Source organism: Bradyrhizobium sp. SZCCT0231 (genome assembly GCF_018130245.1).
GTDB lineage: Bacteria > Pseudomonadota > Alphaproteobacteria > Rhizobiales > Xanthobacteraceae > Bradyrhizobium > Bradyrhizobium japonicum_F.
This window is the reverse complement of the sequence record NZ_JAFCKP010000017.1, coordinates 25,657-49,153: the sequence shown is the minus strand read 5'-3', so window position 1 is coordinate 49,153 and position 23,497 is coordinate 25,657. Positions and strand designations below refer to the sequence as shown.

The following is a 23,497-nucleotide window of genomic DNA, read 5'->3' as shown; positions in this document are numbered from 1 at the left end:
GTCTCTTGAAAAGGGGAGCAGGATTTGCTGCAGCCTTAGCGAATGCCAGGCCGCAACGAAAGGCGGGAATGAAGGCTTATGGCCGATAATTGCGGCAGTTTGGTAACGGAGAAACGTTACCGCGAAGGCGGCCGAAGCAAGAAATCTTTTTGAAATGAGCGGCGCCCGATCGCGACGGGCTCTGCCTACTGCTCGAGCACCATCTGGCCGTTGGCGTATTCGAAGCGCTTGAGGCGGGACAGGAAGGAGAGGCCGAGCAGGTTCTCCGACAGCGCTTCGTCCGGCAATACCATGGCATCGACGTCGCGCACGATCAGGCCGCCGACCTCGAGCATGGCGATGCGGGTGCGCGCGGCCTTGATGGTGCCGTTGGCGGTGGAGACGGTGGCGTTGTACTCGCTGCGCGACGGACGGAGCCCAAAGCGTGCGGCCGAGGTCTCGTTCAGCGCAACCACGGAGGCGCCGGTATCGACCATGAAGCCCAGGCGCTGGCCGTCGATCCGGCCCTCGGTCTGGAAATGACCGCGGCCGTCACGGGAAATGGCCAGGCTGCGGCCGCCGGCCGGGGCTGTGGCCGCGACCGCGACCGTCGTGCGCGGCACTGACGTGGCGGAAGCCGAGCTCATCTTGTCCGCCATCTGCGCCATGAAGGTGCCGAGGCCGATCATGACGGCCGCGATGATCATAATGTTACGCATCACACCACTTCCGAGCCGAGAGCTCGATTTCACCACGCGGCGCACCCGTCCGCGAGCGAAGACGCGCCGGGGCTCCTGTCATTTTGACGAAAAGGATGAGCGGACGGTTAATGCGCTGGTTTAAACCTCTCCCCGCAATCGCGGGCGAGGGAGAAAGACACATCACGTCCCGCGCGGCTTCGCCCGCCTTGTCGGCACTGCGCTCGCGGGATCGTCGGGCCAGGGATGACGCGGATAGCGGCCGCGCAGGTCGGAGCGCACGGCGGCGTAGCTGCCGCGCCAGAACCCGGGGAGATCGCGCGTCACCTGCACCGGACGCTGGGCCGGCGACAGCAATTCCAGCACCAGCGGCACCTTGCCCCCGGCGACCGAGGGATGGGTGTTGAGGCCGAACAATTCCTGCAGCCGCACCGCGATGGTCGGCCCCTGCTCGGCCTCGTAGTCGATCGCGAGTGCGCTTCCGGTCGGCGCCTCGAAATGGGTCGGTGCCTCGCGATCGAGCCGTGCGCGCATGTCCCAGGGCAGCAGCGCCATCAGCGCATCGGAGATATCCCCCGCTGAGATGTCCTTGAGCGCGATCTTGTCGTAGAGCGCCGGCACCAGCCAATCGTCGCGCCGCGCGATCAGGCCGTCGTCGGACAGGTCGGGCCAGCCGTCGCCTTCGGCCTTGCGCAGGAACATCACGCGATCGCGCCATTGCTTGGCGGCCTTCGACCAGGGCAGCCGGTCGAGGCCGGCCGCAATCAGTCCTTCGGCAAAGATGCGCGCGGTGTCCTCCGAGGGCGACACTGAAAGCGTCGCCTCGGACAGCGTGATCGCGTGCAGCACGCGCTTGCGCCGCGCCCGCAGCGCCATCGCGCCGCGATCAAAGGAGATCTCGTCGGCGGTCTCGATATGCTCGGCGAAATGCCGCTCGATCTCGTCCTGGGTGATTTGCGCAGCGAGCAGGATGCGTCCGCTCGCCGCCGTCCCGGTCATCTCGCCGATCGCGATGTAGGGCGCGCGGGCGAGCGAGGAGGTCTGCTCGACGGCAGCGCCACGGCCGTTGGCCAGCACGAAGCTGCCATTGCCGCGATTGCGCGCGACACGGTCCGGGAATGCATAGGCGAGCATCAGGCCGGTTGAAAGATCCTCATGCTGCCCAGCCTTCTCCGACGCCGCGACCTGCGAGGCCCAGCGTCGCGCCAGATCGCGCGCGCTCGCGGCGCGCGGCGAGCGGTCACGGCGGAACTGGTCGCGCCGGTGCTCGAGATCGACGCTGTCGCCCCCTAACCCGCGCTCGGTGATGATGGCGGCGATCTCGGCGGCGGCCTCACCGCTGCCGGCGCGATGCGAATCCACGATCATGCGCGCCAGCCGCGGCGGCAGCGCCAGTGCGCGCAGGCTCTTGCCCTCGGCAGTGATGCGGCCGTCGCCATCGAGCGCGTCGAGCTCGGTCAGCAGGCTCTTCGCTTCCTTCCAGGCCGGCTGCGGCGGCGGATCGAGGAACGACAGCGCGGCGGGGTCGCTGACGCCCCATTGCGCGAGATCGAGCACGAGCGACGACAGATCGGCGCTGAGGATTTCCGGCTGGGTGTAGGGCGCAAGCGAGGCCGTCTGCGGCTCGTCCCAGAGCCGGTAGCAGACACCGGGCTCGGTGCGGCCGGCGCGGCCGCGGCGCTGGTCCACCGCCGCTCGCGAGGCGCGCACGGTCTCGAGCCGTGTCAGGCCGATGTCGGGCTCATAGCGCGGCACGCGGGCGAGACCGCAATCGACCACGATGCGGACGCCCTCGATGGTGAGCGAGGTCTCCGCGATCGATGTCGCCAGCACCACCTTGCGCATGCCCTTGGGCGCCGGCGCGATGGCACGGTCCTGCACGGCGGCATCGAGCGCGCCGAACAGCGGCACGATCTCGACGGAGGCATCCTGCACGCGCTCGCCGAGAAAATTCTGGGTGCGGCGGATCTCGGCAGCGCCCGGCAGGAACGCCAGCACCGAGCCGCCATCGGCGCGTAGCGCGGACGCAATCGCATCCGCCATCTGCCGCTCGATCGGCGCATCCGCCTTGCGGCCGAGATAGTGCGTCTCGACCGGAAAGGCGCGGCCCTCGCTTTCGACGACGGGGGCATCGCCGAGCAGCCTTGCCACGCGCGCGCCATCGAGCGTCGCCGACATCACGAGGATGCGCAGGTCTTCGCGCAGGCCGGTTTGCGCATCGCGCGCCAGTGCGAGGCCGAGATCGGCGTCGAGCGAGCGCTCGTGAAATTCGTCGAACAGGATCGCGGCGACGCCGGAGAGTTCGGGATCGTCGAGGATCTGGCGGCTGAAGATACCCTCCGTCACCACCTCGATGCGCGTCGCGCGCGAGATCTTCGAGCCGAAGCGGACGCGGTAGCCGACGGTTTCCCCAGTACGCTCGCCAAGCGATTTGGCCATGCGATCGGCACTGGCGCGCGCGGCGATGCGGCGCGGCTCCAGCACGATGATCTTCTTGTCCTTGGCCCAGGGCGCATCGAGCAAGGCCAGCGGCACGCGTGTGGTCTTGCCGGCCCCCGGCGGCGCCACCAGCACGGCGGCGTTATGCGCCTCCAGCGTGCGCGACAAATCGTCGAGCACGACATCGATCGGGAGGGGCGTGTCGAAGCTGCGGGGCAAGATCTATCCACTCGTCATGCCCGGGCTTGTCCCGCCTGCGCGGCCGAAGCCGCTTCGGCGAGGCGAAGGCCCGGGCATCCACGTCCTCGACCAGAAAACAGACGTGGATGGCCGGGACAAGCCCGGCCATGACGAATTTATGTGGCGCCGTGTAACGATCAGCCCTGCACCGGCGGGCGGCCGATGCTCTCGTAGGTGAAGCCGGCGGCTTGCATGTCTTCGGGGCGGTAGATGTTGCGGAGGTCGACGACGACCGGCTGCGCCATGGTCGCCTTCAACCGGTCGAGATCGAGCGCGCGGAACTGCACCCATTCGGTGACGATGACGAGCGCGTCGGCGCCTTGCGCGCAGGAATAAGCGTCCTCGCAATAGGTGATATCGGGCAATTCGCCCTTGGCCTGCTCCATGCCGACGGGATCGAACGCCTTCACCTTCGCGCCCATGTCGATCAGGCCTGTCACCAGCGGGATCGACGGCGCGTCGCGCATGTCGTCGGTGTCGGGCTTGAAGGTGAGGCCGAGCACGGCGATGGTCTTGCCGCGCAAGCCCCCGCCGAGCGCCTGGCTCACTTTGCGCGCCATCGCGCGCTTGCGGTTCTCGTTGACTGCGAGCACGGATTCGACGATGCGCAAGTTGACGTCGTAATCCTGCGCGATCTTGATCAGCGCCTTGGTGTCCTTCGGGAAACACGAGCCGCCGAAGCCGGGACCGGCATGCAGGAACTTGGTGCCGATGCGGTTGTCGAGGCCAATGCCGCGCGCGACCTCCTGGACATTGGCGCCGGCCTTTTCGGAGAGATCGGCGATCTCGTTGATGAAGGTGATCTTGGTCGCCAGGAACGCGTTGGCGGCGTATTTGATCATCTCGGCGGTGCGGCGCGCGGTGAACATCATCGGCGCCTGGTTCAGCGACAGCGGGCGGTAGATGTCGCCCATCACCTTGCGCCCGCGCTCGTCGGAGGTGCCGACCACGACGCGGTCGGGGAATTTGAAATCGCGGATCGCCGCGCCCTCGCGCAGGAATTCGGGATTGGAGGCGACAACCACATCGGCCTTGGGATTGGCTTCGCGGATGATGCGCTCGACCTCATCGCCGGTGCCGACCGGCACGGTCGATTTCGTCACCACCACAGTGAAGCCTTGAAGCGATTGCGCGATCTCGCGGGCGGCGGCGTAGACGTAGGAGAGGTCGGCGTGCCCATCGCCGCGGCGGGAAGGCGTGCCGACCGCGATGAACACGGCATCCGCATCGGCAACCGGCTTGGAAAGGTCGGTGGTGAAATCCAGCCGCTTGGCTTTGACATTGTTCGCGACCAGCTCGTCCAGCCCGGGCTCGTAGATCGGGATCTCGCCGCGATGGAGCGCCGCGATCTTCCTCTCGTCCTTGTCGACGCAGGTGACGTCGTGGCCGAAATCCGCAAAGCAGGCACCGGACACCAGTCCCACATAGCCCGTGCCGATCATCGCAATTCGCATGAAAAATCCTGTTCCAGCTTGGTTAACGGAAGCCCAATTTGGGGCGGTTTAGCATTTTCCCGAGGTCATGGAACAGTCCGCATGCAAAAACCGGCCCGCGATTTGAACCGGTAAAGAAGTCGGAAACCACTGGGCTCCAAACTGCCCCACACCCACACAGGGACAGGCGGAACGCGCCTCGAAAAGGGACACCATGGCACGATCAGGCACAATCGCGGCGGCCAGCCTTTCCAAGGCCCCTTCGGCCGCGCGTATCGACTGGGTCGACTACGCCAAGGGCATCTGCATCGTCATGGTCGTGATGATGCATTCGGTGCTGGGGGTCGAGCTCGCCGCCGGCCAGACCGGTTTCATGCACGTCGCCGTGGCCTTCGCAAAGCCGTTCCGGATGCCGGATTTCTTCCTGATCTCGGGCTTGTTCCTGTCTCTGGTGATCGATCGGGACTGGCGAACCTATCTCGACCGCAAGGTGGTGCATTTCGCCTATTTCTATGTCGTCTGGGTGACAATCCAGTTCGGCTTCAAGGCGCCGGCCTTCGCCGCGGAGACCGGCTGGCGCGCGGTCGGCTTCCTGTACCTCGAATCCTTCATCGAGCCGTTCGGCACGCTGTGGTTCATCTATCTGCTGCCGATCTTCTTCATCGTCACGAAACTGACACGCAAGCTCCCGCCGCTCGCGATCTGGCTCGTCGCCGCCGCGCTGGAGACCGCACGCATCACGACCGGCTGGACGGTCATCGACGAGTTCTGCGCGCGCTTCGTCTATTTCTATTCGGGCTATTTGTTCGCGCCTTATGTGTTCGCCCTGTCGGATCGCGCGCGGGCACGTCCCGTGCTCGCAGTCGCGGCGCTCGCGGCCTGGGCGCTGGTCAATGCCGGCCTGGTCGCGCATGGGGCCAGCGAATGGAAGCTCGTCTCGCTCGTGCTCGGCTTTGCCGGCGCCTGCGCCATCATTACGACAGGCACGCTGCTCGCGCGCGCGCAGTGGCTCAATTTCCTCCGCTTCTGCGGCGAGCATTCGATCGTGATCTACCTCGCCTTCTTCCTGCCGATGGCGGCGACGCGGACGCTGCTGCTGCGCACGGGCGTCATTGCCGACATCGGCACGGTGTCGCTTATCGTCACCATCGCCGGCGTGATCGGAGCGCTGGCGATCTGGCGGATTGCGTTGCGGCTTGGTGCGCACTTCCTGTTCGAGCGGCCCGATGTGTTCTGGATCGCGCCGAGGAAGGCCGGCGTGCGGTTGCAGGCGGCGGAGTAGCGCTCTCTCCCCGAGGTCGTCCCCGCCTAGTGCGCAATTGCGCACAGGGGCAGGGACCTATAACCCCAGGAAGCGGTTATGGCGGGAGATGGCAACCACGGGTCTTCGCAAAACTACATCCTGTGGCTATGTCCCGGATCTGCGCGCGCTTGAGGCGCGCTTGTCCGGGACGACGAGAGGTGTGGGAATCGCGCCAAAAATCCCTCTCCCATGGCTGTCAAAGCCCGCAAAAATTCATACATTGCGGCCATGCCCAAAACATCCCCGAAGACCACCGCCAAAGCTGACACCAAGGCCGCGCCGAAAGCTGCCGAGACCAAGCCCGCTGCTGCCAAGTCTGTTGCCAAGGCTGCTGCCAAACCGGTCGCGGCGAAGGCGGCCGGCAAAGGCGACCACGTCTTCCTGGTCGATGGTTCCTCCTACATCTTCCGCGCCTATCACGCGCTGCCGCCGCTGAACCGCAAGTCCGACGGGCTCCAGGTCAACGCCGTGCTCGGCTTCTGCAACATGCTGTGGAAGCTCTTGCGCGACATGCCCGAGGACAACCGGCCGACGCATCTGGCGATCGTCTTCGACAAGTCGGAGATCACCTTCCGCAACAAGATCTATCCTGAGTACAAGGCGCACCGGCCGCCGGCGCCGGAGGATCTCATTCCGCAATTCGCGCTGATCCGCGAGGCGGTGCGCGCGTTCGACCTGCCCTGCCTGGAACAGGGCGGTTTCGAGGCCGACGACCTCATTGCGACCTATGCGCGGCAGGCCAGCGAGCGCGGCGCCACCACGACCATCGTGTCCTCCGACAAGGACCTGATGCAGCTCGTGAATGACAAGATCATGATGTACGACACCATGAAGGATCGCCGCATCGGCATCCCCGAGGTGATCGAGAAGTTCGGCGTGCCGCCGGAGAAGGTGGTCGAGGTGCAGGCTTTGGCCGGCGATTCCACCGACAACGTGCCCGGCGTGCCCGGCATCGGCATCAAGACCGCGGCGCAGCTGATCACCGAATATGGCGATCTCGACCAGTTGTTGTTCCGCGCCGGCGAGATCAAGCAGCCCAAGCGGCGCGAGGCGCTGCTCGAGAACGCGGAGAAGGCGCGGATCTCGCGGCAGCTCGTGCTGCTCGACGACAAGGTCGACCTGGACGTGCCGCTGGACGACCTCGCCGTCCACGAGCCCGACGCGCGCAAGCTGGTCGCCTTCCTGAAGGCGATGGAGTTCACGACGCTGACGCGACGTGTCGCCGACTATTCGCAGATCGATCCTGCCAATGTCGATGCCGATCCCGGCTACGCAAAGGGCGCGAGCGTATTCTCGCCGCTGCCGCCCTCGGACGTCGCGCCCGCACCAGGGACCGGCACACCGGCGCAGACCGCGCCGGGCGCGCGCAACAAGTCGGCGGGCAAGGAGGACAAGGCTGCGAGCCCGAAGGGTGCGCCGATCTCGCTCGCCGCCGCGCGCGAGGAGGCGCTGCGCAAGCTTCCGGTCGATCGCGGCAAGTACCAGACCATCAAGACCCCTAGGGAGCTCGACGCCTTCATCGCGCGCATCCATGATGCCGGCCATGTCGCGATCGAGACGAGAGCCAACTCGATCGATCCGATGCAGGCCGATCTCTGCGGCATCGCACTGGCACTGGCACCGAACGAGGCCTGCTACGTGCCGCTGGCGCACAAGCAGTCCGGCGGCGGCGCCGGCCTGTTCGATGCCGGCCTCGCGCCGGACCAGGTCAAGCATGACGACGCGCTGCAAGCGCTGCGGCCGGTGCTGGAATCGTCAGGCGTCCTCAAGATCGGGTTCGACGTCAAGTTCACCGCCGTGATGCTGGCGCAGCACGGCATCACCCTGCGCAACATCGACGATGCGCTCCTGATCTCCTACGTGCTCGATGCCGGCCGCGGCTCGCATGCGCTGGAATCTCTGTCCGAGCGCTGGTTCGGTCATGCCATGCTGAAGGAAAGCGAGCTGCTCGGCAGCGGCAAGGGCAAGATCACCTTCGACCAGGTGCCGATCGACAAGGCCGCGCCACTGTCGGCGGAGGGCGCCGACATCGCCCTGCGCGTCTGGCGGGTGCTGAAGCCGCGCCTCGTCGCCGAGCACATGAGCGCGGTCTACGAGACCCTGGAGCGGCCGCTGGTAACGGTGCTCGCGCGCATGGAGCGGCGCGGCATCTCGATCGACCGCCAGGTGCTGGCGCGGCTCTCCGGCGACTTCGCCCAGACCGCAGCGCGCGTCGAGGCCGAGATCCAGGAGATTGCGGGCGAACCGGTCAATGTCGGCAGCCCCAAGCAGATCGGCGACATCCTGTTCGGCAAGATGGGACTATCAGGCGGCACCAAGACCAAGACCGGCGCGTGGTCGACCACCGCGCAGGTGCTGGACGAGCTCGCCGAGCAGGGCCACGACTTCCCGAAGAAGATTCTGGAGTGGCGCCAGGTCTCCAAGCTGAAATCGACCTACACCGACGCGCTGCCGACCTATGTCAACCCGCAGACCCATCGCGTCCACACCACCTACGCGCTGGCCGCGACCACGACGGGGCGGCTGTCGTCGAATGAGCCGAACCTTCAGAACATTCCGGTGCGCACCGAGGATGGCCGCAAGATCCGCCGCGCCTTTGTCGCGACACCCGGACACAAGCTGGTCTCCGCCGACTATTCGCAGATCGAGCTGCGACTGCTCGCCGAGATCGCCGACATTCCCGTGCTGAAGCAGGCCTTCCGCGACGGGCTCGACATTCACGCCATGACGGCGTCGGAAATGTTCGGCGTACCGATCAAGGGCATGCCGAGCGAGATCCGCCGCCGCGCCAAGGCGATCAATTTCGGCATCATCTACGGCATCTCCGCGTTCGGCCTCGCCAACCAGCTCGGCATCGCGCGCGAGGAAGCCTCCGCCTACATCAAGAAATATTTCGAGCGCTTCCCCGGCATCCGCGCCTACATGGACGAGACGCGCGATTTCTGCCGGAGCCACGGCTACGTCACCACGCTGTTCGGCCGCAAGTGCCATTACCCCGACATCAAGGCCTCCAACGCCTCGGTGCGCGCCTTCAACGAGCGCGCCGCGATCAACGCGCGGCTTCAGGGCACCGCGGCCGACATCATCCGCCGCGCCATGACGCGTGTGGAGGATGCGCTGGCCGCGAAGAAGCTGTCGGCGCAGATGCTGCTCCAGGTGCATGACGAATTGATCTTCGAGGTGCCGGACGACGAAGTCGAGGCGACGCTCCCTGTCGTGCAGCACGTGATGCAGGACGCGCCGTTCCCGGCCGTTCTGCTGTCGGTGCCGCTGCATGTGGACGCACGCGCGGCGAACAATTGGGACGAGGCGCATTGACGGCTGCTTTCCCCGGATGCTGCGCAACGCGCCGCACTTTGCGGCGTGGTGCGCTGCTGATCCGGGGCCCACGCCGCACCAACTGTTGGGTCCCGGCTCTGCGGCGCACCGTTTCACGCTGCGCCGCGTCCGGGACACGGGATGTGAATTGTCCTCCGAGCAATTGCGCGATGGCCCGGCACCACCGCGCATATTAGAACCGTGCCATCTCCCGCACCGGTTCGCCCATGCCCCACACCTCAGCTCTGCTCGGCTTTGCCCTCGTCTGCCTCGGTCTCGTGCTCACGCCGGGACCGAACATGATCTATCTGATCTCGCGCTCGATCACGCAAGGGCCTGCGGCCGGTATCGTCTCGCTCGGCGGCGTCGCGCTCGGCTTCGTGTTCTATATGCTGTGCGCGGCGTTCGGCATCACGGCGCTCTTGCTCGCCATTCCCTTCGCTTATGACGCGCTGCGCTTTGCCGGCGCCGGATACTTGCTGTGGCTCGCCTGGCAGGCGGTGAAGCCGGGCGGGCGTTCGCCGTTCCAGGTGAGAAAGCTCGCGATCGACAGCCCGCGCAAATTGTTCGCGATGGGATTCGTCACCAACCTGCTCAACCCGAAGATCGCGATGCTGTATCTGGCGCTGCTGCCGCAGTTCATCGATCCCGCCGCCGGCAGCGTGCTGGCGCAGTCGGTGGCGCTGGGGGTGATCCAGATCGCGATCAGCGTCAGCGTCAATGCGATGATTGCGCTCGCGGCCGGATCGATCGCGCTGTTCCTGGCGAACCGGCCGAGCTGGATGCTGGTGCAGCGCTGGCTGATGGGCACGGTGCTGGCCGGGCTCGCGGTGCGGATGGCGGTGGAAGCGAAGAAGGTGTGAGGACTTTCTTACCCTCCCCTGGAGGGGGAGGGTCGGCACGCGATCGAGCAAAGCGAGATTGCGTGACGGGGTGGGGTGATCTCTCCCCACGGGCACTGTTCGACGCGGAGAGACCGTCACCCCACCCCGCTCGCGCTGCGCGCGATCGACCCTCCCCCTCCAGGGGAGGGTAAGAGCGCCCTCAATCCAGCTTCGCGTCCATCCCGCGCTTCACCGCCGGGCGCGCCATCAGGGCCTCGTACCAGCGCTTGACGTTGGGGAAGTCGGCCAGATCAACCTTGTGGCGAGGATGACGCCAGGCCCAGCCCAGGATGGCAAAATCGGCAATCGAGAGCTCGCCGGCGACGAAGTCGCGCCCCTCCAGGCGGCGATCCAGCACGCCGTAGAGCCGACGCGTCTCAGCCATGAAGCGCTTCAAGCCGTAGGCGCGATCCTGCTCGTTCTCCAACGCGATGAAATGGTGCACCTGGCCCGGCATCGGGCCGAAGCCGCCCATCTGCCACATCAGCCATTCGTAGACGGGGATCCGCTGGCCAAGCGATTTCGGCAGGAATTTGCCGGTCTTTTCACCTAGATAAAGCAGGATGGCGCCGGATTCGAAGATGCTGACCGGCTTGCCGTCGGGCCCCTCGGGATCGACGATCGCGGGGATCTTGTTGTTCGGAGAGAGCTTGAGGAACTCGGGCGCCATCTGCTCGCCCTTGGTGATGTTCACCGGGATCACCTTGTAGGGCAGCCCCATCTCCTCCAGCGCGACCGAGATCTTGCGTCCGTTCGGCGTGTTCCAGGTGTGCAGCTCGATCGTCATTCCCATTTCCTTCTCAAGAGGCTTGCCCCCTCAACTACTCCAGAAGGTTGCGCCCTCACAACCGGCGGACCGGGATGGCCGATCCCTGTTGACGGGAGACAACCCCTCTGGAATGTCGCGGCCGTCGCGGATAAATTCCGCCTCCACCAAAGACGCTGTTCGAGGGACCGCCGTGTCGAAATCTGCCTCCCGCGCCCGCCTGTTCGAAATCATCCGCCGGCGCTCATTCGGCCGCGGCGAGGTGACGCTCGCGTCGGGCCGCAAGAGCGATTTCTACTTCAACCTGAAGCCGACCATGCTCGACCCCGAGGGCGCGACGCTGCTCGCCGAGCTGACCTATGAGGCGCTCAAGGACGACCAGCTCGATTTCATCGGCGGGCTCGAGATGGGCGCGGTGCCGCTCGCCGGCGCGCTGGCGCAGATCTCCTGGATCAAGGGCCATCCGATTGCAGCGTTCTTCGTGCGCAAGAAGCCGAAGGAGCACGGCGCCAAGCTCGCGATCGAGGGCCTGCCCAAGGGCGAGACGCTGGCCGGCAAGCGCGTCGTGATCGTCGAGGATGTCACCACCACGGGCGGCTCGGCGATGAAGGCGGTGGAATCCGTGCGCGAGACCGGCGCCAACGTCGTGCTGGTGCTGACCATGGTCGACCGCGAGGAAGGCGCCACCGACACGTTCGGTGCGGCCGGCCTGCCGTTCCGCTCGCTGTACAAGGCGTCGGAATTCTTGAAGGCATAGGAGGACGAGACATTCTCCGTCGACATGCCCGAGCGTGCCCCGGAAGCAACGCCGTCCGTGAAGCTGCGCCTGGCCTTAAAGAGATCACCGCCTCGTCTTGAAACCGCCTCCACGCAACTGCTCATTTACCATCGCGAATTAAGGTGAACCGTGTGCTGAGACCTCGAACGGTCTTGGCCGGTTCAGTAGCGTCGGGTGGAGTGAGCCTTGCGTACAGAGTTATCCCATACGCGGCGGCAGCGTCGTGCGATGCTCGTGGCCGTCATGGTTGCGGTTCCCATGCTCGCGACCTCGGCGCCGGTTTCGGCCGAAGGCCTGTTCGACTTCTTGTTCGGGGGAATGCAGCGGCCGCAGCCACAGCCGACAACCTCCTACTCCGATCCGTTCACAGGCCAGCAGAATCCCGCAAACCCGCAATATGTACCGCCGACACGCTCGGCCGCAGCCGGCTCGGGCCCGGCTTTCTGCGTGCGCAGCTGCGATGGCAAGTATTTTCCGCTGATGCGAGGCACCGTCTCACCGGCGCAGATGTGTCAGGCCTTCTGTCCCGCCACTGCCACAAAAGTGTATTTTGGGTCCAGCATCGACGGCGCCTATTCGCAGACCGGTGAGCGCTACGCCGACAGCGAGAACGCGTTCGCCTATCGCAAGGCGCTACGCGCCGACTGCACCTGCAACGGCCGTGAGCCGGTCGGCCTCGCCCCGGTCGATCTTGCGCTGGATTCCTCGTTGAAGGCCGGTGACGTGATCGCCACCACCGACGGCCTCGTCGCCTATACCGGCATCCGCGTCGGCAACGACCAGGCTGCGGAATTCACCCCGGTTGCCTCCTACCCCGGCCTCACCGCCCAGGTCCGCGCACGCCTTGGCGAAATGAAGGTGGCGCCGGTGCGGGCAGAGACGGTGTCGGCAGATGCCCCGGCTTCAAACGAGATCGTGCGTGAGGCGCTGCCGGATGTGTCGGTGCCGAAGGCGACGGCGCAGAAGCCGGCGAAGCGGGCGGGATTGGATTGATCTCGTGTCCTGGACGGCGGCGCAGCGCGAAAGCGATGCGCCGCCGAGGCGGGACCCATATGCCGCGAGATGGGCCCCGGCTCTGCAGCGCATCGCACCGGACGATGCTTCGCATCGCCGGGAGCGCTGCGCTTTGTCCGGCGCACGGCGATCACCTCCCGATGATCACCCCGATCACGTTCGGGGCTGCCAGATATTTCTCCTCGATCGCCGCGCGCGCAGCGGCACGGTTTTCCGGCGTCAAGAGGCCGCGCTTCTCGGCCAAGATCATCCAGCAGAAGCCCCACCAATCGGTCAGCATGCCCGCCTCGTCGACGAGGTCATAACCCTGCTCGGCCGCGAAGATGCGCGCATGCGCCTCGTCCAGGGTGTCGAGAAACAGATGGTCCTCGGTCGAGAACAGATCGTCGCTGATGTCGTCGATGGTGTAGCCCCAGATCGACTGGCACACCGCGTTGAACTCGCGATCGAACTGGTCGTCATCGACGGCGTAGCGCCGTGCCGCCTGATGCAGCCGTGACAGCGAGCGCGCGAAATCGGCGATCCGGGTGAGGGCAAACTGGTCGAAGGCAATGATGGACATGTAGTCCTCGCAAAGTCGGACAGACGCTAGATATTGTGTCGGCGATACGCCGAATCACAATGATATATCAAAGACTTGCTAAATTGTTCCTAATTTGTTCTGAGGCGCGACCGACGCCTCAATAACAGCGCGAGGCCGCAATGGCGTGGACGCGGCGGTCGCCGAGGAGATGGGCGACAAAGCCGTTCTTCGGAAAGATCTTGGCGAAGGCAGCGTCGCGGATGCTGAGGCCGCCGGCATAGGCGCCGAAGGCGGGCATCACGGCACGCATCCCGTCACTGGCGAAGCAGCGGCGCTCCATCGAGCGGCCGCGCGCGGAGACGCGCGCCTTGGGATGCAGATGGCCGGCGATCTCGCCATGCGCGCCGGTCGGCTCGTGACGGAAGGTGATCGGGCCGATCGCGACTTCGTCCGCGATGGTGCCGCCGAGATCGCGCGGCAGCATGGGATCGTGATTGCCTGAGATCCAGATCCAGTCGCGGCCGGTCTGGAGTGCGGCCACCGCGTCGCGGTCCTCGGCCGACAGGCGCTCATGCGCGCTTCGGTCGTGAAAACTGTCGCCAAGCGCGATGACGGTTCGCGGATCATGGCGGGAGATGACAGCAGCGAGCCGGCCGAGCGTCGCGATGGTATCGTAAGGCGGCAGCAGCACGCCGCGCGTGGCGAAGCTAGAACCCTTCTCCAGATGCAGGTCGGAGACGACGAGCAGGCGCTGCTCTTCCCAGAACAGGGCGCCGGAGAGATCGGCGAGGAACGAGATGCCCGCGACATCCAGCCCGCCCGTTGACGTAATCGATAGTGCAACATGCTCCGTCATGGCCGGGCTTGTCCCGGCCATCCACGTTCTTGCTGCGGCGATGAGAACGTGGATGCCCGGGACAAGCCCGGGCATGACGGTGTGGATGGATTAGCGCGCCTCACTGGCAAAATTCTCTACGACATCGCCTCTTTGACGAGTTCATCGGCGGCTTCCGCCAAAAGCTCGTCTGCAGCTTCGCCATAAACTGACTCGCGGCCGATTTCCAGCATCACGGGCACGGCGAGCGGGGAGACGTGGTCGAGTTCCCGGTGCGTGATGCGGCCCTGGATGCGCATCAGCATGTCGCCGAGGCGGCGCAGGTCGAGCAGGCCGGTGGCGGCATCGGCGCGCGCGGCGCGCAAGAGCACGTGATCCGCCTGGTGCTTGCGCAGCACGTCGTAGACGAGGTCGGTCGAGAACAGCACCTGACGGCGGCTCTTCTCTTCGCCGGTGTGGCGGCGCGCGATCAGGCCGGAGATGATCGCGCAGTTGCGGAAGGTGCGCTTCATCAGCGCGGATTCGGCAAGCCAAGCTTCGAGATCGTCGCCGAGCATGTCAGGGTCGAACAGCGCGTTGAGGTCGATCCTGCCGTCCCGGATCATGAACGAGAGATCGCCAAGCCCCCAGATCGCCACCGCATATTCATTGGCGACGAAGCCGAGCGGCCGCGCGCGGGCGCGCTCCAGCCGCCGCGTCAGCAGCATGCCGAGGGTCTGATGTGCGAGACGTCCCTCGAAGGGATAGCAGACCAGATAGTGCTTGTTGGCGCGCGGAAAGCTCTCGACCAGGAGCTCGCGCACCGCCGGCACGCGTGAGACGTCCTTCTGCAGCGACAGCCAGTCGCGCACCTGCTCCGGCAAGCCGCCCCATGCGCGGCCGTCGTCGAGCAGGCGGCGGACGCGCTCGGCGAGATAGGTCGAGAGCGGAAACTTGCCGCCCATATAGGACGGCACCTTCGGGTCCTTGTCGTGCGCGCGCGAGACATAGACCTGATCCTCGACCAGGGTCTCGTAGCGCACCACTTCGCCTGAGAACACGAAGGTATCGCCGGGGCTCAAGCCCTCGATGAAGGCCTCCTCGATCTCGCCAAGCAGCCGGCCGCCACGTGCGATCACGCCGGTTGAGCCGCCCGTCTTTCCTTGACCGCCGCCACGCGGGCGCACCAGCCGTACCTTCAGCATGTCGTCCTCGACGATGGTGCCGACATTCAGCCGGTAGCTCTGCCGCACCTTTGGATTGGCGACGCGCCAGCGGCCTTCCTTGTCCTGCTTGATGCGGGCGAAGCGCTCATAGGTCTTCAGCGCGTAGCCGCCGGAGGCGACGAAATCGACGACGTCGTCGAAATCCTGCCGCGAGAGGTCTGCGTACGGCGCGGCGGTGCGGACTTCGCCATAGAGCTCGTCCGAGAAGAAGGGTTCGCCGCAGGCGCAGCCGAGCACGTGCTGCGACAGCACGTCGAGCGCCCCTAGGCGCAACGGCGGCGTGTCCTGCGCATTCTCGGCGATGGCATCGATGGCGACGCGACACTCCAGCACCTCGAAGCGGTTGGCCGGCACCAGCACCGCGCGCGAGGCTTCATCGAGGCGGTGATTGGCGCGGCCGATGCGCTGCATCAGGCGCGAGGAGCCCTTGGGCGCGCCGATATTGACCACGAGATCGACGTCGCCCCAGTCGACGCCGAGATCGAGCGAGGAGGTGCAGACCACGCCGCGCAGTCGGCCCGCCGACATGGCGTCCTCGACCTTGCGGCGCTGGGCGACATCGAGCGAGCCGTGATGCAGCGCGATGGCAAGGCCATCGTCGTTCATGCTCCAGAGATTCTGGAACAGCATCTCGGCCTGGCTGCGCGTGTTGACGAAGACCAGCGTGGTCCTGTTGGCCTTGATCAGCTCGTAGATCTCGGGGAGCGCGTGGCGTGCGCTGTGGCCGGCCCAAGGCAGCCGCTCGCGCGTATCGAGCATCTCGACCACGGGCGACGCGGCGCCGCCGGCGATGACGATGTCGGCTGCTCGCTCCCTACCGTCGGGCTGCGGCACCAGGAAGCGCGCGAGCTGATCCGGCTCAGCCACGGTCGCCGACAGGCCGATCGCGCGCATCTGCGGCACGAGGCGCCAGAGCCGCGCCAGCCCGAGCGAGAGCAGATCGCCACGCTTGGACGTCACCAGCGCATGCAGCTCGTCGAGCACGATGCGCTTCAGGGAGGAAAACAGGTACGGTGCGTCGTCGGATGAGAGCAGCAGCGCGAGCTGCTCGGGCGTCGTCAGCAACACGTCCGGCGGATAGCGCCGCTGCCGCTGCCGCCGCGAGACCGGCGTGTCGCCGGTGCGGGTCTCGACCTTGATCGGCAGCGCCATCTCCGCGATCGGCCGCTCCAGGTTGCGCGCGATGTCGACGGCGAGTGCCTTGAGCGGCGAGATGTAGAGGGTGTGGAGACCGCCACTGCGTTGCACGCTGCGGCCGGTGGAGACGAGGTTCTGCTTCGCGCCCGCGTCTCGTTTGAGCGACCGCGCCGAAAGCTCCACCAGCGTCGGCAGAAATCCCGCCAGCGTCTTGCCGGCGCCGGTCGGCGCGATCAAGAGCGCCGAGCGGTCTTCGCGCGCCTTCTCCAGCAGCGCCAACTGATGCGCGCGCGGCGACCAGCCGCGGGCTGCGAACCATTGCTGGAAGCGATCCGGCAGCAGCGCGGCCGGCTCGACCGATGTTGGGAGGATACGGGGCGGCACGGCATGACAGGTAAGCCGCAAAAATGGCTTCGTCGAGGGGTGTTGCCCTCCCCGCCTGCGGCGAGAAGGGCAAGAGGTCTCACACCCCTGCCGGTACCTGATCGAGAAATCCGGTGACGCTTCTGATCCGACCGTCCTTCAGCACGGCGAAATCGGTGCCCTTGATCGGGCTGTCGGCGCCGTCGGGACCAAGTCCCCACGAAAAGCGGATGTGATCGCCGTAGCCATTGGGCTCGCCGATCAGCTTGAATTTGAACTCGGGAAAGCGCTGCTGCACGCCGGCGATCAGCGCCTCGATGCCGTCGCGGCCGTCGCCCTTCATGAGGGGATCGACATAGCTCGCATCCGTCGTCCAACTTTCGCTGAGCAGCTCGCGGCGTCGCTCGGCCGTACGCTCGTTCCAGAGCTCGATGTAGCGGCGGGCGATGGTGACGGGATCGGTCATGGTGCTCTCCTTCGATGGCGCCGTGTTGTCCGGCTGACCGTGACTATCGAAGGTTCACGCGCGTTGATCGATTACCTCGGAGGTCATCAACGCGCGTGAGGTGTTCGCAAAAGTTACTTCGCCGCCGTCACCATGATCTCGACGGTGTATTGCGGGGCCGCCAGCTTGGCTTCTACGGTGGCGCGCGCCGGGGTGTTGCCGGGCGACACCCAGGCGTCCCACACCGCATTCATCTCGCCGAAGGTCTTCATGTCGGTGATGTAGATCGTGGCCGAGAGCAGCTTCGACTTGTCGGTGCCGGCCTTGGCGAGGTGGCCGTCGATGGTCGCCAGGATGTCCTGGGTCTGCTTCGTCACGCTTTCGCCGGCCGCCTTGTTGGCGACGACGCCGGCGAGATAGACGGTGTTGCCGTGCACGACGACCTGGCTCATGCGCGAGCCGGTTTCAAAACGCTGAATGCTCATCTGGGATCTCCTGGTGGAATGGCGGCCCTGTCTAGCCCAGCGGTTTGCGGTGTGCCACCCCTGCCACGCATGCATTGCCCGGCACGCATGCGTCGTTCATGGAAACTGACTGAAGAACGTCCAGATCATTTCGGCGCCGTCGATGTCGCCGTTTTGCGATCCAAGCAAACTCCTGGCCATCTTCGGGAAGCGGGCATCCGGAGCGAAACCGGGCATGCGGTGGCCGCCATGGTTGACGCGATAGAGCACGACGTCGTGCCCAGTCGGGCAGCGCGAGCTGATCCGTGTCACTGTGGACTGGTCTGCGGGCGCCCTGTCGGGCATGTCGGTTACCCCGGCGTCATCGGTCTCGCAGCCATTGAGCCTGCGCCAGAACGCCAGCGTCTCGTCCGTGGACCAGAATCCGTCTGCGGCGAAATAGCTCGATCCGCGCCCGCCCTCGTAGGGGACCAGCGGGTCGGCGGTCCCGTTCATGAGCAGCATCGGCAGCGGCCGCGACGGATGACAGGTGACGGCGGCTTCATCGGTGAGATTCATGATCACACTCGCAGCTGCCGCAAACAAATCGGCGCGCGCGCAGGCCATGGTCATCGCCATAGCGCCGCCGTTGGAGACGCCCGCGACGAAGACGCGCTTCGCATCGGCCGTGCCGTCGGCCACCAGCTTCTCGACGAGCTTTGCGATGAAAGCGACGTCATCGGTGCCCGCCGGGGGTCCACGCAAGGCAGGCCCCGCCTTGGTTCGCGCGTCCGCCCATGCATGGTTGAACCCGTCCGGAAACACCACGGCCAGGCCCTCGCGCTTTGCAACCTGCGGCCAGGCCGTCCGCGCGACCATGTCGGCGCCGCGCTGGGTCTTGCCATGCAGCACGATCACGAGCGGTGCGGGCCGCTTGGCCGGCAGCTGCGCGGTGTAGGAGCGTTTCACGCCGTTGACGTCGATCGTATCGGCGGATGCAGCTGAAGCTGCCGCCAATGCAGCGATCAGCGTCCCGATGCGCATCCACCGCCGCACGATCTAGCCCACCGCCTTGGCGGCGGCACGGCCCGCATTGCGGCCCGAGAACAGGCAGCCGCCCAGGAAAGTCCCCTCCAGCGATCGATAGCCATGCACGCCGCCGCCACCAAAGCCGGCGGCTTCGCCGACGGCGTAGAGACCGGGAATGACGCTGCCCTCTTCCCCGAACACGCGGGAGTCGAGATCGGTCTCGAAGCCGCCCAGCGTCTTGCGAGTGAGGATGTTGAGCTTCACGGCGATCAGCGGCCCGTGCGCGGGATCCAGGATGCGGTGCGGGGAAGCGGTGCGGATCAACTTGTCGCCGATGTAGCGGCGCGCATTGTGGATGTTCATGACCTGCGCATCCTTGACGTAAGGATTGGCGATCTCACGGTCGCGCGCCTCGATCTGCATCTTGATGTGCTCGAGCTTGAGGAGATCGCTGCCGGCGAGCTTGTTCATGGCCGCAACGAGCTCATCGACCTTGTCGCGGACGATGAAGTCGACACCATGGCTTTTGAACGCCTCCACTGGAGCCGGCGCCCCCTTGTTGGTCGCACGGCGCAAGGTCATGCGCCAGCTCTTGCCGGTCAGATCGGGGTTCTGCTCCGAGCCCGACAGCGCAAACTCCTTCTTGATGATGCTCTGGGTCAGGATGAACCAGGAATAATCATAGCCGGTCGACATGATGTATTTGAGCTGGCCGAGCGTGTCGGAGCCGGGGAACAGCGGCGCCGGCAATCGCGTGCCTGTTGCGTCGAACCACATCGAGGAGGGACCTGGCAGGATGCGGATGCCGTGGCGCGGCCAGATCGGGTTCCAGTTCTGGATGCCCTCGACATAGTGCCACATGCGGTCGCGGTTGATCAGCCGCGCGCCGGTCTTCTCGGTGATGCCGATCATGCGGCCGTCGACATGCTCGGGCACGCCCGAGATCATGAATTTCGGCGGCTCACCCAACCGCCTCGGCCAGTTCTGCCGCACCAGCTCGTGGTTGCCGCCGATGCCGCCGGAGGCGACGATCACGGCCTGCGCCTTCAGCGCGAACTCGCCGACGACGTCGCGCGAGGAGCTCTTGCCGCGCTCGATAGTGTCGGGGGCGAGGATCGCGCCGCTGACGCCGTCCACAGTACCGTTGGTCACGGAGAGCGCATCGACGCGATGGCGGAATTTGAAGATCAATCGGCCATTCTTCATCGCCTCGCGCGCGCGGCGCTCGAACGGCTCGACGATGCCCGGCCCGGTTCCCCAGGTGACGTGAAAGCGCGGTACCGAATTGCCGTGGCCCATCGCGTCGTAGCCGCCGCGCTCGGCCCAGCCGACCACCGGGAAGATGCGGTGGCCCATCGCACGCAGCCAGCCGCGCTTCTCGCCGGCCGCGAACGCCACATAGGCCTCGGCCCATTGGCGCGGCCAGAAATCCTCGTCGCGGTCGAAGCCGGCGGCGCCGAGCCAGTCCTGCATGGCGAGCTCGTAGGAATCCTTGATGCCGAGCCGCCGCTGCTCCGGCGAATCGACCAGGAACAACCCGCCGAACGACCAGAACGCCTGGCCGCCGAGCGACTGCTCGCCTTCCTGGTCCACGACGATCACGCGCTTGCCCGCGTCGGCGATCTCGGTGGCGGCAACGAGGCCCGACAGTCCCGCGCCGACCACGATGATGTCCGTTTCTTCAGCCATGCGTTCCCCCTCCATGAGTTCCCCCCTGTAATTGCCCGGATTGAAGCCAGCGGTTGTAACTGAGATCAAGGGTATGGCGCGTAAGACCTCATTAACTTGTTCCACATTGGGATAAAGACAGGCCGGTGCAGCGCGGACGCAACACTGGACTTGAATTTGTTTTGCGTCAGCCGGCCTGCCTAGACAAAACCTTGGTTACGACGGACGCTAGTCGTGCATCACCACCTGACACGCAGATTCGAATTCGACCGGGGCGGGGGACAATGAAGTTTCTGACGGGGTTGCTTGCGGCGGGTCTCTTGATCGCGGGCATGGGGGCTTCTCACGCGGTGGTTCGTATCGCGGATGACCGCGGCGGCCGGATTGGAACCTACGTCGACAAATACCAGGACCTCAGGCAATCGGGCGAAACCGTCATCATCGACGGCCTCTGTGCCTCGGCCTGCACCATCGTCCTCGGCGCCATCCCGCACGACCGGATCTGCGTGACCTCGCATGCGACGCTGGGCTTCCACGCCGCCTGGGATTTCGGTGTCAACGGCCGCGCCGTCACCAATCCTGAAGCAACCCAGATGCTCTATGCGATGTATCCCTCGCAGGTGAGGCGCTGGATCGGCCAGCGGGGCGGGCTGACCCCACGCATGCTGTTCCTGAGGGGCAAGCAGCTCGAGGCCATGTACAAGCCCTGCTACCTGGACGCGCAGGCCTCGACAGCCAGGCCGTCGCGCCGATCGCTCCCACAGGCGGAGCAACTCGAATCCGCCCGGGGCCAGCTTCTCCACTGATATTCGCAGCCTGACGGCGGCTCTTGCGCCGCCGGCGGCGTCTTGCCCGCAGGCGGTGCAAGGCCTATCTGAAAGCCTGGGAACCGGGCCTTCGTCCCGATCGTTGTCATGGCTCAACCACTGCATCCAGCGCATCGGCTATCGGACAATTCGCCCACTGCCGGCCGGATGTCATCCGTGCTGCTCTGGGTTGGCGCGGCAATCGGCGGCCTCGCCGTGATCGGCGCGCTGGCGCTCTGGTTCCACTATGGCAGCCAGGTGTTCTTCGAAATGATCAGGACCGGCTTTGCCGCCTGCTTCTGACCTGCGACAGGAAGTATTCCGCCCATGAGCCCCGCCGCCCGTCCGCTGGTGATCGCGACCGCCTTCGCCGCAAGCCTCATTGTCGGGCTCCTGATCATGTTCTGGGCCATGGGCGGGGTCAGCAAGGTGACGCAGCCGGCCGCGATCGGCGGCCCGTTCCAGCTGACCAACCAGAACGGCAAAGCCGTCACGGACAAGAGCCTCAAGGGCAAGCCGACCCTGATCTTCTTCGGCTACACCCATTGCCCCGACGTCTGCCCAACCTCGCTGTTCGAGATCTCGGAAGTGCTGCGCGCGATGGGCAAGGATGCCGACAAGATCAATGCCGTCTTCATCTCGGTCGATCCCGAGCGCGATACGCCGGCGACGATGAAGGACTACCTGTCGAGCTTCGATCCGCATCTCGAAGGCCTCAGCGGCGATCCCGCCGAGACCGCCAAGGTCATCACCTCCTATCGGGTCTATGCCAAGAAGGTCCCGACCAAGGACGGCGACTACACCATGGACCACACCGCGCTGATCTATCTGATGGATCGCGACGGGAGGTTCGTCTCGCCGTTCAATTTGAAGCGCACGCCGGAAGAGGCGGCGGCCGATTTGAAGAAGTATCTCTGAGGGCCTCGCCCGGGCGCGGCTGCTTCACGTCGTCATGGCCGGGCATAGCCGTCGATGGACGGCGTCGCTTCCGCTCGCCTATGTCCCGGCCATCCACGTTCTTGGGCGGGCGAGAGAGTTCGTGGATGCCCGGGACAAGCCCGGGCATGACGTCTGAGAGACCTTTGCTCAGCCCGCAATCGGCGCTCGCGTTCCCGGCGGGATGGTCTATAACGCCCTCCGATCCCAACGAAATTCATTCATTTCCGGCCGATGGCTTCATCGCAACAGGCGAAATCGTTCAAATCTGCCCGTGGCTTGCTGACGGGGTTGGCCGCCGCCGCGTGCCTGCTCGCAGCCCTGCCCGCCGAGGCCCAGACGCCAGCCAAGCGGCCTCCGGCAGCGCCACAGACCACCCCTCAGGCCGCCCCGCAGGCCGTGCCCGGTTTCTGGGACCCGCGCCGGCGACCGGAGCGGCCGGACCTGTCGCGCCTGACCGTGATCCGCTTCCTGACCGAGACCGACTACCCGCCGTTCAATTACACCGGCGCCGACGGCAATCCGGCCGGCTTCAACGTCGATCTCGCCCGCGCCCTGTGCGAGGAGATCAAGGTCACCTGCACGGTGCAGATGCGGCGTTTCGAGACGCTGGTCGATGCGCTCACCTCCAACCGGGGCGATGCCATCATCGCCTCGATGGCGGTGAGCCCGCAGCTGCGCGCCCGCGTCGACTTCACCGATCCCTATTACCGGGTGCCGGCGCGCTTCGTCTCGCGCAAGGATGCGGTGATGCCGGAGATCCGCCCCGAATATCTCGAGGGCAAGAAGGTCGGCGTCATCGCCGGCTCCGCGCATGAGGCGTATCTCAAGGCGATGTTCACCGACGCCGAGCTGCACGCCTACCCCAGCGACGATGCGATGCGCGCAGCTCTACGCAGGGGCGAGGTCGATTTCATCTTCGGCGACGCCATCTCGCTGGCGTTCTGGATCAATGGCACCGATTCCGGCGATTGCTGCGCCTTCTCCGGCGGTCCCTTCGTCGAGAGCCGTTTCTTCGGCGAAGGCATCGGCATCGCCGTGCGCAAGGGCAACGACGTGCTGCGACAGGCCTTGAACTGGGCGATGTTCCGCGTCTGGGAGAAAGGCCGCTATACCGATCTATGGCTGCGCTATTTCTCGGTGAGCCCGTTTTAGTTTCGTCGCTGCCAGTGCAGCTGCCGTAGGGTGGGCAAAGGCGCGTCAGCGCCGTGCCCACCGTCTTTGGAAGTGGTGGGCACGCTTCGCTTTGCCCACC

The 23,497-nt window shown here is 65.8% G+C and carries 20 protein-coding genes; 9 read left to right on the top strand and 11 right to left on the bottom strand.

Going from position 1 to position 23,497, the window contains the following annotated elements:
• Nucleotides 1-185: 185 nt before the first annotated feature.
• The 3 genes from JQ566_RS28570 to JQ566_RS28560 form a co-directional block, all read right to left on the bottom strand.
• Complete coding sequence (locus JQ566_RS28570) at nt 186-698, bottom strand: TIGR02281 family clan AA aspartic protease (RefSeq protein ID WP_212378621.1); 513 nt, start codon at nt 696-698, stop codon at nt 186-188.
• A gap of 162 nt (nt 699-860) precedes the next feature.
• Nucleotides 861-3,335, bottom strand: a complete 2,475-nt coding sequence (gene hrpB, locus JQ566_RS28565; RefSeq protein WP_212378619.1) for an ATP-dependent helicase HrpB — start codon at nt 3,333-3,335, stop codon at nt 861-863.
• A gap of 158 nt (nt 3,336-3,493) precedes the next feature.
• Nucleotides 3,494-4,810: a UDP-glucose dehydrogenase family protein gene (locus JQ566_RS28560; protein ID WP_212378617.1), complete on the bottom strand. Its 1,317-nt coding sequence runs from the start codon at nt 4,808-4,810 to the stop codon at nt 3,494-3,496.
• Nucleotides 4,811-5,003: 193 nt separating this feature from the next.
• Between JQ566_RS28560 and JQ566_RS28555 the strand changes: the two genes are divergently transcribed.
• The 3 genes from JQ566_RS28555 (at nt 5,004) to JQ566_RS28545 (ending at nt 10,273) form a co-directional block, all read left to right on the top strand.
• Nucleotides 5,004-6,071 (top strand): acyltransferase family protein, encoded by a 1,068-nt coding sequence (locus tag JQ566_RS28555; RefSeq protein WP_212378615.1) that lies wholly within the window; start codon nt 5,004-5,006, stop codon nt 6,069-6,071.
• 249 nt (nt 6,072-6,320) lie between these two features.
• Nucleotides 6,321-9,410, top strand: a complete 3,090-nt coding sequence (gene polA, locus JQ566_RS28550) for a DNA polymerase I (RefSeq protein WP_212378613.1) — start codon at nt 6,321-6,323, stop codon at nt 9,408-9,410.
• A 227-nt stretch (nt 9,411-9,637) separates the two neighbouring features.
• A complete protein-coding gene (locus tag JQ566_RS28545) occupies nt 9,638-10,273 on the top strand; it encodes a LysE family translocator (RefSeq protein WP_212378611.1) in 636 nt (211 codons plus the stop codon).
• Between the two features lie 181 nt (nt 10,274-10,454).
• On the opposite strand, the gene JQ566_RS28540 is transcribed toward JQ566_RS28545, so the two are convergent.
• A complete protein-coding gene (locus JQ566_RS28540) occupies nt 10,455-11,081 on the bottom strand; it encodes a glutathione S-transferase family protein (protein ID WP_212378609.1) in 627 nt (208 codons plus the stop codon).
• 172 nt (nt 11,082-11,253) lie between these two features.
• Between JQ566_RS28540 and pyrE the strand changes: the two genes are divergently transcribed.
• Both pyrE and JQ566_RS28530 read left to right on the top strand, forming a co-directional pair.
• Entirely contained in the window at nt 11,254-11,817 is a 564-nt protein-coding gene (gene pyrE, locus JQ566_RS28535; protein WP_027575142.1) for an orotate phosphoribosyltransferase, read from the top strand.
• A 249-nt stretch (nt 11,818-12,066) separates the two neighbouring features.
• Complete coding sequence (locus tag JQ566_RS28530) at nt 12,067-12,831, top strand: DUF2865 domain-containing protein (protein WP_212378607.1); 765 nt, start codon at nt 12,067-12,069, stop codon at nt 12,829-12,831.
• Between the two features lie 151 nt (nt 12,832-12,982).
• Here the strand turns inward: JQ566_RS28530 and JQ566_RS28525 are convergent, their stop codons facing one another.
• The 7 genes from JQ566_RS28525 to JQ566_RS28495 all read right to left on the bottom strand — a co-directional run bounded on the left by JQ566_RS28525 (nt 12,983) and on the right by JQ566_RS28495 (nt 20,521).
• Nucleotides 12,983-13,414 (bottom strand): hypothetical protein, encoded by a 432-nt coding sequence (locus JQ566_RS28525; protein WP_212378605.1) that lies wholly within the window; start codon nt 13,412-13,414, stop codon nt 12,983-12,985.
• Between the two features lie 118 nt (nt 13,415-13,532).
• The gene (pdeM, locus tag JQ566_RS28520; RefSeq protein WP_212378603.1) at nt 13,533-14,231 is read right to left on the bottom strand and encodes a ligase-associated DNA damage response endonuclease PdeM; all 699 of its coding nucleotides are present in this window, start codon (nt 14,229-14,231) and stop codon (nt 13,533-13,535) included.
• A 116-nt stretch (nt 14,232-14,347) separates the two neighbouring features.
• Nucleotides 14,348-16,936 carry a ligase-associated DNA damage response DEXH box helicase gene (locus JQ566_RS28515; protein WP_212378826.1) on the bottom strand — a complete coding sequence of 863 codons (2,589 nt, stop codon included), beginning with the start codon at nt 16,934-16,936 and terminating at the stop codon, nt 14,348-14,350.
• A gap of 79 nt (nt 16,937-17,015) precedes the next feature.
• The gene (locus JQ566_RS28510; protein WP_212378601.1) at nt 17,016-17,381 is read right to left on the bottom strand and encodes a nuclear transport factor 2 family protein; all 366 of its coding nucleotides are present in this window, start codon (nt 17,379-17,381) and stop codon (nt 17,016-17,018) included.
• A 113-nt stretch (nt 17,382-17,494) separates the two neighbouring features.
• Nucleotides 17,495-17,845, bottom strand: a complete 351-nt coding sequence (locus JQ566_RS28505; protein ID WP_212378599.1) for a RidA family protein — start codon at nt 17,843-17,845, stop codon at nt 17,495-17,497.
• A 96-nt stretch (nt 17,846-17,941) separates the two neighbouring features.
• Entirely contained in the window at nt 17,942-18,847 is a 906-nt protein-coding gene (locus JQ566_RS28500) for a CE1 family esterase (RefSeq protein WP_249139859.1), read from the bottom strand.
• Between the two features lie 15 nt (nt 18,848-18,862).
• Complete coding sequence (locus JQ566_RS28495; protein ID WP_212378595.1) at nt 18,863-20,521, bottom strand: FAD-binding dehydrogenase; 1,659 nt, start codon at nt 20,519-20,521, stop codon at nt 18,863-18,865.
• A gap of 263 nt (nt 20,522-20,784) precedes the next feature.
• Between JQ566_RS28495 and JQ566_RS28490 the strand changes: the two genes are divergently transcribed.
• The 4 genes from JQ566_RS28490 to JQ566_RS28475 all read left to right on the top strand — a co-directional run bounded on the left by JQ566_RS28490 (nt 20,785) and on the right by JQ566_RS28475 (nt 23,397).
• On the top strand, nt 20,785-21,306 hold the full coding sequence (locus JQ566_RS28490; protein WP_212378593.1) for a Clp protease/crotonase-like domain-containing protein: 522 nt from the start codon (nt 20,785-20,787) through the stop codon (nt 21,304-21,306).
• Nucleotides 21,307-21,483: 177 nt separating this feature from the next.
• On the top strand, nt 21,484-21,609 hold the full coding sequence (locus JQ566_RS35055; RefSeq protein WP_283814383.1) for a hypothetical protein: 126 nt from the start codon (nt 21,484-21,486) through the stop codon (nt 21,607-21,609).
• 24 nt (nt 21,610-21,633) lie between these two features.
• Nucleotides 21,634-22,224, top strand: a complete 591-nt coding sequence (locus tag JQ566_RS28480; protein ID WP_212378589.1) for an SCO family protein — start codon at nt 21,634-21,636, stop codon at nt 22,222-22,224.
• Between the two features lie 252 nt (nt 22,225-22,476).
• Entirely contained in the window at nt 22,477-23,397 is a 921-nt protein-coding gene (locus JQ566_RS28475; protein WP_212378587.1) for a transporter substrate-binding domain-containing protein, read from the top strand.
• Nucleotides 23,398-23,497 lie beyond the last annotated feature (100 nt).